Genomic DNA, 8,613 nt, shown 5'->3' with positions numbered 1-8,613 from the left:
AAGCAAGATCAAAAGATCGTCMGAACGCGGCCCGAACCTCCGGCAGCTCCTACAGGGGAACGCGTGCACCACCAAACAACGAGGTCGAGCGCTAGCTCGCCTCGCGGTGCTGTTGCGGTGCACGCCCCCTCGTGAGGCCGAGCGCAGGTTCTGCGCAGTGGGCAACCCGGCATGGATGCCGGGTTAGCCGCGCACGGCCATGGATGGCCGATCGCGGCGGGCCCTGTAGGAGCGAGCTTGCTCGCGAAAAACCTGAGAGCACCGCGGGGTGTCAGGCTCCCCGCGTCATCGTTGACCTCCATCGCGAGCAAGCTCGCTCCTACAGGCTTTTCCAAGTGACCCGCCGTCAGGGCGGAACCCTAAGTGGCCGTTACCGCAGCAATGAATATGTACACCAGGAAGAAAATGCTCGGCCGTCAGTTGCCATCGCTGGCAAGTCGGATCGCCGCACCGCAGCTTCTATAGGTATCGATGTTCCCCGGGATTCCGTGAAGAACCATTAAAAAGCCCGGCAGGGTTAACCTGCCGGGCTTTTTAATGTCTGATGCCAAGGATCAGCAGGTGCAGCACATCAGCGGCATGCCATTGCAGCTCATCATCATCGGCATGCTGCAGTCGTTCATCATTTTCATCATCAGGGCGCAGCAGCTTTTCATCATGTCCATGTCCATGCCTGCCATCGGCATGATTTTGCACATCATGCAGTCATCCATCATGGTGCACTCCATCACGCACTTCATCGATGGCATCGGCATGCCCATCATCGGCATTGGCATCATCATGTTCATCATCGGCATGGCCATGCTCGCCGGGGACATGCACATCATGCTCATGTTGCCGCAATGCATCATCATCGGCATGCCGCAGTTCATCATCATCTGCATCATTTCGGCGCTGTTCTTGAACATCGCCATGTCCATGCCAGCGGCCGGCATCATCTTGCACATCATGCCGTCGTCCATCATGTTGCAGGTCATGGTCGCCATCATCATCGGCATGCCCATCATCGGCATGTTGGTGTTCATTGGCATTTGCATCTGCATGGCGTTCATCATGGTGTTGTTCCCCGGAGGATTTGAGAGTTGGACGAAGCTGATGGAGGGGATTCTAAGGATTGGCGGATGGCCGGCAAGAGGGTGATCCAGCAGCAAAAACGGACGTCGGAGCCAGATTAATGAAGTACCAGGGGGAGTTACGACTGTTTTAGCAGCCGCTTAATTGCCATTGCAGATTTCTTTAAAGCCATCACGCCGTTTCATCGGCTTTGGATATGCAACTTAAATCTTTTTACATAACTGAAAGAAATAAACGATCTAACCAGTGTCGACTTGTTTTTCTTCTCCGCCGGGAGACGGACCAAACGCCCCCCCATCATGTAAAAACTCGAGAGACTTCAACGTTTCTTACTTCGCCGTAATCACCGACAGCCTGGTAATCCCCGCCCGTTCGATCGAAGCCATCGCCCGCGCCACTTCGCCATAATTCACCCCGTTGTCGGCTTGCAATTGCACGCGCACGTCAGAGTTTTTCGCCTTGGCGGCCTGCAGGTTGAACTCGAGCAAATCAGGCTGGATTTCGTCTTTGTTGATGAACACCTTGCCCTTGTCGTCGATGCTCACCACCAGCGGATCTTTCTGCTCCACCGGCGCCACCGCTTCGGTCTTCGGCAGGTTGATCGGAATCGAGTTGGTCAGCAGCGGCGCAGTGACGATGAACACCACCAGCAGCACCAACATGACGTCCACCAGGGGTGTGACGTTGATCTCGCTGAGCACTTCATCGCTGTCTTGTGTGGAGAATGCCATTTCAGGAGGCCTCCTTGACTTTCTGAGCGGCGACGGTGGCGCCGGACTTGCTCAATACCGGGTGCAACAGCACACGGAACGAATGCTTCTGCGCCAGGCTGTAGAAGTCGTGGGCAAAGTCGTCGAGGTCGGCGGCAGTCAGTTTCAGGCGACGCAGAAAGTAGTTGTAAACCAGCACCGCCGGTACGGCGACGGCGATGCCGACGCCAGTGGCGACCAGTGCCGCACCAATCGGCCCGGCCACGGTTTCCAGGCTCGCCGAGCCCGCCGCACTGATGCCTTTGAGCGCCGACATGATTCCCCACACAGTCCCGAACAGTCCGATAAAGGGCGACGTGCTGCCAATGCTGGCGAGGATGGCCAGGCCGCTTTCCAGCGAGCGCCGCTCACGCACGATCTGCTGACGCAAGGCGCGCTCGAGACGGTCCTGGTGGTTGATCGACTGACTGAGATCGGTGTTCTGGTTGTCGCTCACCTGAATCGCTGCATAACCGGCCAGTGCCACACGGGCTGCCGCTCCAGGCTGGTCATGGGATAGTTCGGCGGCCGAATCCAGGCTGGAAGCGGCCCAGAATTGTTTATGGAACTTGCGGTCTTGCGTCTTCAGGCGGGTGAACTGCAAACCCTTGAGCAAGGCCAGGCCCCAGGTCGCGACGGAAAAGAGGATCAGCAGCCAGATGACGGCGTGTTCGATGGATTCGAAAGGGGATGCGATCAGGTTCATGGTCAGGCTCTCCAGCAAGGCATTGGATCGGTTGTAGCGATGCGCCTTGTGTCAGGTAGCCCGCGGTGTAATTCAGAAGGGTTGAGTCACTTGATTTTGAAGTCGATCGGCACGCTGACCCAGCCGTCCTGGGCGACATCGCCCTGTTTGGCCGGCACGAAACTCCAGCGCTTTACCGCTGCCAGCGCCGCGTCATCGAGTTGATCGCGGCCACTGCTTTTCTGGATCTGGATTTCACCCGGTTTGCCGCTGGCCAATACATGTACCCGGAGCAACACCGTGCCTTCCCAGCCACGACGCATCGCCAGCGACGGATACTCCGGTGCCGGATTGCGCAAGTAAGCAGCGCTGGCCGAGGCCGGCGTCACCGGTTTCGGTGCAGGCGGTGCAGCAGGAGCTGGCGCGGCGACCGGTTGTAGTGGCGCAGGCGGCGCCGGTGGCTGCTCCACAGGTTTTGCCACGGGTTTAGGTACAGGTTTGACCACCGGTTTTGGTTTGGGGACCGGTTTGGGTGGCGGTGGTTTCACGGCCAGTTCATCTTCCACCGGCGGTGGCGGTTCGACCACCGGCTGCGGGATCGGCTCGGGCGGCGGCGGTACCACCACCGGTGGTGCCGGTTGCGAGAACTCGATGGTCATCGGTGGAATCTGCGGCGGCACCACGGGCAGTTGAGGCGCAGGTGCCTGGTTGATCCAGACAATGACCGCACCATGCAACACCAGCGCGAGCACACCCAACAAGACCACTTCGCGACGACTCAACACGCGCTTGGGCGTGCTGTGCAGCCGCGACAACGCCAGGGGTTCGCGAAAAACCCGACCGATGTCGAGAAGTTCACCGCCGGGTAGCGGGTGTCGGAACACCTCTAGGGCACTGGCGGCGCTCTGGACATTGCCCATTGATAGACTCCTGTAATTCATCAAATTGAACACGCGCCGCGACCCGGACTACCGCGCCGTCTCTGACTGCGTCACCGTCAACGGTGCCGCGGAAAACACCGCAGTGTCCGTGAGCTTCWCCACGTCGACGCGATGGGGAAAGATGTTCTTTTCCACGAACAAATCATCGACTTGCTGCAAGGCCTGGACATCCCGCGACTCGACCGGCAACAGCGACTCGTCGCCCCAGCTGCGCAGGCGTTGCGAGACATCCAGCGGTATGTCGTTGACCTTGGCGAAGACCCGGGCGTACTCGTCAGGGTTCTGCCGGGCCCACTCGAACGCCTTGGCGAAACGCTGCAGCACGTCACTGAGCGCCTTGCGCTTGAGCGGGTCGGTGAGGACTTCATCCGAGGCGGTAATGAAGGTCAGCCCGGTGTTGATGCCCTCGCCGCTGATCAGCACTCGAGCACCCTGCTGCTCGGCAAACGCCTGATAGATACCGAACGTGGCCCAGGCTTCGATCTTGCCGGCGTTGAAGGCTGCCAGGGCGTCGGTCGGCATGACGAACCCGATGTTGACGTCTTTCTCGTCGACCCCGGCATTGGCCAGCGCACGAATCAACAGGTACTGGGAAATGCTGCCTCGGGCCGAAGACACCACAACGTTTCGGCCTTTCAGATCCGCCACGCCATGAATGGCCGAATCGGCGGGTACCAGGATCGCAATCCCTCTTGATTGACTGCGCCGAACGGCGACGATGCGCAACGGTGTCCCGCCGGTGGCGGCCGCAAGCACCGGAGTATCACCGGCTGGGGCCAGATCGACGGCGCCGGCGCGCAGGGCTTCGAACAAGGGCGCCGCGCCCTGGAAGTTCGCCCACTCGACCTTGTAGTCGATGCCCTCCAGCGCGTTCGCTGCCTCGACCACGGTGCGCAAGCCTTTGGCTTGAYCGCCCAGCACCAGCGTCACACCGGACAAGTCAGACTGAACAGCGGATGCCGTTTTGTTGTCGACCGTTTCACCGCAACCGCTGAGCAGCAGTGCGGCTCCCGAGAGCAACACCGCTGCAGATTTCCATACGCGTAACGACATGGCGGACCTTCCCTGATTCAAAAGACTGGAAGCGAAATCAGCCATGGGCGAAACGCCGGACCGAAGTGTTGGGTGCCCGGCGCTCAGCGACGGCAACGGCTTCCACTTCAACCCCCAACAGACCCAGCAACCGCGCGCGGATGGCCTGAAAACCTTCCTGGCCGGAGTCTCGGGCCCGGGGCAGATCGATGGTCAATTGGTCGGCGATCTTGCCATTGGCCAGCACGATGACCCGGTCAGCCAACAGGATGGCTTCATCCACATCGTGGGTCACCAGCAACACCGCCGGCGTGTGTTTACGCCACAACTCGATGATCAGCCGATGCATGCGAATCCGGGTCAACGCATCGAGTGCAGCGAACGGTTCATCCAGCAGCAACAGTTTGGGTTCGCGGACCAAACCACGGGCCAGCGCCACGCGTTGCGCTTCACCGCCGGAGAGCGTGGCCGGATAGGCTTCGAGCCGATGAGCCAGCCCCACTTCGGTCAGGGCCTGTACCGCGCGCGCCTTGGCGTCCGGGATATGCAGGCCGAGAATCACGTTCTTCCAGGCGCGCTTCCAGGGCATCAGACGAGGTTCCTGAAACACCGCCGCCCTCGCCTTCGGCACCAGCAATTGACCACTGTCGATACTGTCGAGCCCGGCCAGGCTGCGCAGCAAAGTGGTCTTGCCCGAACCGCTGGCCCCCAGCAACGCGACGAATTCGCCGGGAGCGATATCCAGATCCAGGCCATCGATGACCCGTTGCTGGCCAAACTGGCGCACCACATTGCGCAGTTGTACCGGTGCTGCCGAATGTATTGCTTTGGACGCGTCCAGAAGATCGATGCTCGACATATCAATTCCTCACAAAAGTTGGGCGCCAGGCCAGGGCGAAACGCTCCAGCGTGCGGATCAGTCCGTCGATCAACAGACCGAGGACGCTGTAAATCAGCAGGCAAATGACGATCACATCGGTGCGCATGAAATCCCGTGCATCACTGGCCAGGAAACCGATGCCGGCGGTGGTATTGATTTGTTCGACGAACACCAGCGCCAACCAGGAAATCCCCAGTGAGTAGCGCAGGCCGACAAAGAATGAGGGCAAGGAACCCGGCAGAATCACGTGCCAGATCAACTCGCGGCGGCTCAGGCCCAGGGTGTTGGCGGCCTCGATCAGTTTGGGGTCGATATTGCGAATCCCGGCGAACAGGTTCAGGTACACCGGGAACGTCGTACCGGTCACGATCAGCGCAATCTTGGTGAATTCGCCGATGCCGAACCAGAGGATAAACAGCGGTACCAGCGCCAGCGAAGGAATGGTGCGCAGCATTTGCAACGGTGAATCGAGTATCACCTCGCCGCGCTTGGACAGCCCGCTGATCAGGGCCGCAACCACACCAATACTGACGCCGATACTCAAGCCCACCAGCGCCCGTTGCAGTGACACCAGCAAGTGCTTGCCCAGTTCGCCGGACGCGATCATGGCCCAGAGTGTGCCGCCGATCTGCGAGGGCGCCGCGATGACACGCTGCGGAATCAGCCCCGCTTGCGACGCCAGTTCCCATAACAGCAACAGCGCGATCGGGCTGAGCAAACGCAGCAACACTTCAGGTGTCCGCCAGTTGCGCAGCCAATTGGGGAGCAGCCTCGACGCGCCCTGCAACTCACCTGTGTGGCGAGCAGCCTTGGTGACGGAAAACGAGCTGCTGGCGCTCGATGTATCGAAGGTCTTTTCAGTCATCAGGCTTCCTTCCTCATAAAGAACATGGCCAGAGGTGCCATGCGTCAGCTTCGGTTTTCATGCTATTCGCATAAAAAACCTCAGTGAAATTCTTTTTGGGAATAACCTAATATGATTAAAAATCAGATAGAAGACCAACCTGATAAATTGTTTGCATGATAAGTGCAGCCGCTGCGGGCTGCATGGAAGGCGCCGCTTAAAATGCGCATTACTCATACAAGACAATTTAAGTCATTCATTATTTTAATAATTAACTTAGAACCAAACGGCATTTCACAGCCACAGCCGCTACGCCTATTTTTGGCCCTACAGACCGACCCCAATGCCAGGTGGAGGCTTGAATCACACCTATTCAATGAAAAGGAACTCCCCATGACGATTGAATTCATCGGCTACATCGGCGGTCACCAATCTTCGGAAATCCACCCTCGCAGCGGTCCTGTCCTGCAGCCCGACTATGTGGAAACAGTGGCACGCGCCCATGACGAGGCCGGGTTCGACCGTGCCCTGATAGCCTTCCACTCCAACAGCCCGGACAGCACGCTGATTGCCTCGCACGCCGCCAGCGTGACGAAAAACCTCAAGTTCCTGATTGCCCATCGACCGGGTTTTGCCGCGCCGACCCTGGCCGCACGACAGTTCACCACCCTCGACGTCTTCAATGGCGGGCGCACCGCCGTCCACATCATCACCGGCGGCGATGATCGCGAACTGCGCGCCGATGGCAGCCACATCGACAAGGACGAGCGCTACGCGCGCACTGATGAATACCTCAGTGTGTTGCGCCAGGAATGGACCAGCGAAAAGCCTTTCGACCATGAGGGCAAGTATTACCAGGTCGAGGGTGCGCACTCCGCTGTGAAGTCACCGCAACTGCCGCACATTCCGTTGTATTTCGGCGGTTCATCGACGGCGGCCATCGAAGTCGCGGGCAAGCATGCGGACGTGTATGCGCTGTGGGGCGAAACCTACGAACAAGTGCGCGACGTGGTGAAGCAAGTGCGCGCCGAGGCCGCCAAACACGGTCGCAGCATTCGCTTCAGTTTGTCGCTGCGCCCGATTCTGGCAGACACCGAGGACCAGGCCTGGGAACGCGCCGAGCGCATCCTGCAACAGGCCACCGCGCTGGCCGAACAGAACGGATTTGTGCGCCGCGAACCACCCAACGAGGGCTCTCGCCGACTGCTCGCCGCTGCCGCCCAAGGCGCACGCCTGGACAAGCGACTGTGGACCGGCATCGCCGGGCTGCTGGGCGCACAAGGCAACTCGACCTCACTGGTCGGCACTCCAGAACAAGTGGCCGAAGCCTTGCTCGACTACTACGACCTGGGCATCACCACGTTCCTCATTCGTGGCTTCGATCCGCTTGAAGACGCCATCGACTACGGCAAGCGCCTGATCCCGCTGACCCGCAAACTGGTGGCAGAGCGTGAGCGGCAAAACGCAGAAAAAGTCGCTTAACCGCGATGAATAACCAATGTGGGAGCGAGCTTGCTCGCGATGAGGCCGGCACTTCCAACATCTACTTCGCCTGACACACCGCTATCGCGAKCAGGCTCGCTCCTACAAGGTTATTGGGCGTTTCCAGGATTTGTGTCCGGCTGCAATCCCCTGTGGGAGCGAGCCTGMTCGCGATGAGGCCGGCACATCCGACATCTACTTCGCCTGACACACCGATATCGCGAGCAAGCTCGCTCCCACATTTGCTCCGGGTGTCCACAAGGGCTGTGTTCACCACGGAGTACTGTGGGAGAGGCTCAGTTTTTGTAGTCGCTGTCGCTACGCTCCAACTGACGGATCAGTGCATCCCAGTGCCGCGCCACGCCCGGTCCTTCACCGCTCTTGAACACCTCAGCCTGTTTCTCGACCTTGGCCACCACTTCGGCTGGCGGGAAGATCAACTCGACGTTACCAGCAGCCTGCGCCGCGATCTGGATATTGCAGGCCCGCTCCAGTCCGTGCAGCTGTTGAAACGCATGCTCGACGCTGATGCCCGCAGTGAGCAAGCCGTGATTGCGCAGGATCAACACATTTTTATCACCGAGATCCGCCACCAGACGCTCGCGCTCGTCCAGATCCAGCGCGACGCCTTCGTAACCGTGATAAGCCACCCGCCCGGAAAAACCGATCGAATGCTGGGAGATCGGCAACAACCCGTCGCGCTGCGCGGACACCGCAATGCCGTCGCGCGTATGGGTATGCAGGACTGCTTGCAGGTCCGGACGTGCCGCGTGAATCGCACTGTGAATCACATAACCGGCAGGGTTGATGCCAAGCCCGGTGGGGTCGTCGACGATGGTGCCGTCGATGTCCACCTTGACCAGATTCGAGGCGCTGATTTCGTCGAACAACAACCCGAAGGCATTGATCAGGAAATGTTCGTCGTC

At 59.5% G+C, this 8,613-nt stretch carries 9 protein-coding genes; 1 reads left to right on the top strand and 8 read right to left on the bottom strand.

What is annotated here, in order from left to right; all coding sequences use genetic code 11:
* Window positions 1–554: 554 nt before the first annotated feature.
* From AC1DVH_RS22440 to AC1DVH_RS22410, 7 genes are all read right to left on the bottom strand, one after another.
* Window positions 555–1,055 carry a hypothetical protein gene (locus AC1DVH_RS22440; RefSeq protein ID WP_477755664.1) on the bottom strand — a complete coding sequence of 167 codons (501 nt, stop codon included), beginning with the start codon at window positions 1,053–1,055 and terminating at the stop codon, window positions 555–557.
* A gap of 348 nt (window positions 1,056–1,403) precedes the next feature.
* Window positions 1,404–1,805 (bottom strand): ExbD/TolR family protein, encoded by a 402-nt coding sequence (locus tag AC1DVH_RS22435; RefSeq protein WP_477755663.1) that lies wholly within the window; start codon window positions 1,803–1,805, stop codon window positions 1,404–1,406.
* 1 nt (window position 1,806) lies between these two features.
* Window positions 1,807–2,529, bottom strand: a complete 723-nt coding sequence (locus tag AC1DVH_RS22430; RefSeq protein WP_477755662.1) for a MotA/TolQ/ExbB proton channel family protein — start codon at window positions 2,527–2,529, stop codon at window positions 1,807–1,809.
* A gap of 86 nt (window positions 2,530–2,615) precedes the next feature.
* Window positions 2,616–3,428: an energy transducer TonB gene (locus AC1DVH_RS22425; RefSeq protein ID WP_477755661.1), complete on the bottom strand. Its 813-nt coding sequence runs from the start codon at window positions 3,426–3,428 to the stop codon at window positions 2,616–2,618.
* Window positions 3,429–3,476: 48 nt separating this feature from the next.
* Entirely contained in the window at window positions 3,477–4,502 is a 1,026-nt protein-coding gene (locus AC1DVH_RS22420; RefSeq protein WP_477755660.1) for an ABC transporter substrate-binding protein, read from the bottom strand.
* Between the two features lie 37 nt (window positions 4,503–4,539).
* Window positions 4,540–5,340: an ABC transporter ATP-binding protein gene (locus AC1DVH_RS22415; protein WP_477755659.1), complete on the bottom strand. Its 801-nt coding sequence runs from the start codon at window positions 5,338–5,340 to the stop codon at window positions 4,540–4,542.
* Window position 5,341: 1 nt separating this feature from the next.
* Window positions 5,342–6,226, bottom strand: coding sequence for an ABC transporter permease (locus tag AC1DVH_RS22410; RefSeq protein WP_477755658.1), 885 nt, complete (start codon window positions 6,224–6,226; stop codon window positions 5,342–5,344).
* A 372-nt stretch (window positions 6,227–6,598) separates the two neighbouring features.
* Here AC1DVH_RS22410 and AC1DVH_RS22405 point away from each other — a divergent pair, with 372 nt between their 5' ends.
* Window positions 6,599–7,687 (top strand): LLM class flavin-dependent oxidoreductase, encoded by a 1,089-nt coding sequence (locus tag AC1DVH_RS22405; RefSeq protein WP_477755657.1) that lies wholly within the window; start codon window positions 6,599–6,601, stop codon window positions 7,685–7,687.
* Window positions 7,688–7,983: 296 nt separating this feature from the next.
* Here AC1DVH_RS22405 and AC1DVH_RS22400 read toward each other — a convergent pair.
* Window positions 7,984–8,613, bottom strand: a 630-nt coding sequence (locus AC1DVH_RS22400) for a class II aldolase/adducin family protein (RefSeq protein ID WP_477755656.1), incomplete at its 5' end; no start/stop codon positions are given.

This window comes from Pseudomonas sp. P4_C3 (genome assembly GCF_056402075.1).
The sequence above is the reverse complement of the archived record's forward strand: the minus strand, read 5'-3'. Positions and strand labels throughout refer to the sequence as shown.

Coding starts and splice junctions, on each gene's coding strand:
- AC1DVH_RS22440 (WP_477755664.1), bottom strand. CDS start 1,055: ATGATGAACGCCATGCAGATGCAAATGCCAATGAACACCAACATGCCG.
- AC1DVH_RS22435 (WP_477755663.1), bottom strand. CDS start 1,805: ATGGCATTCTCCACACAAGACAGCGATGAAGTGCTCAGCGAGATCAAC.
- AC1DVH_RS22430 (WP_477755662.1), bottom strand. CDS start 2,529: ATGAACCTGATCGCATCCCCTTTCGAATCCATCGAACACGCCGTCATC.
- AC1DVH_RS22425 (WP_477755661.1), bottom strand. CDS start 3,428: ATGGGCAATGTCCAGAGCGCCGCCAGTGCCCTAGAGGTGTTCCGACAC.
- AC1DVH_RS22415 (WP_477755659.1), bottom strand. CDS start 5,340: ATGTCGAGCATCGATCTTCTGGACGCGTCCAAAGCAATACATTCGGCA.
- AC1DVH_RS22410 (WP_477755658.1), bottom strand. CDS start 6,226: ATGACTGAAAAGACCTTCGATACATCGAGCGCCAGCAGCTCGTTTTCC.
- AC1DVH_RS22405 (WP_477755657.1), top strand. CDS start 6,599: ATGACGATTGAATTCATCGGCTACATCGGCGGTCACCAATCTTCGGAA.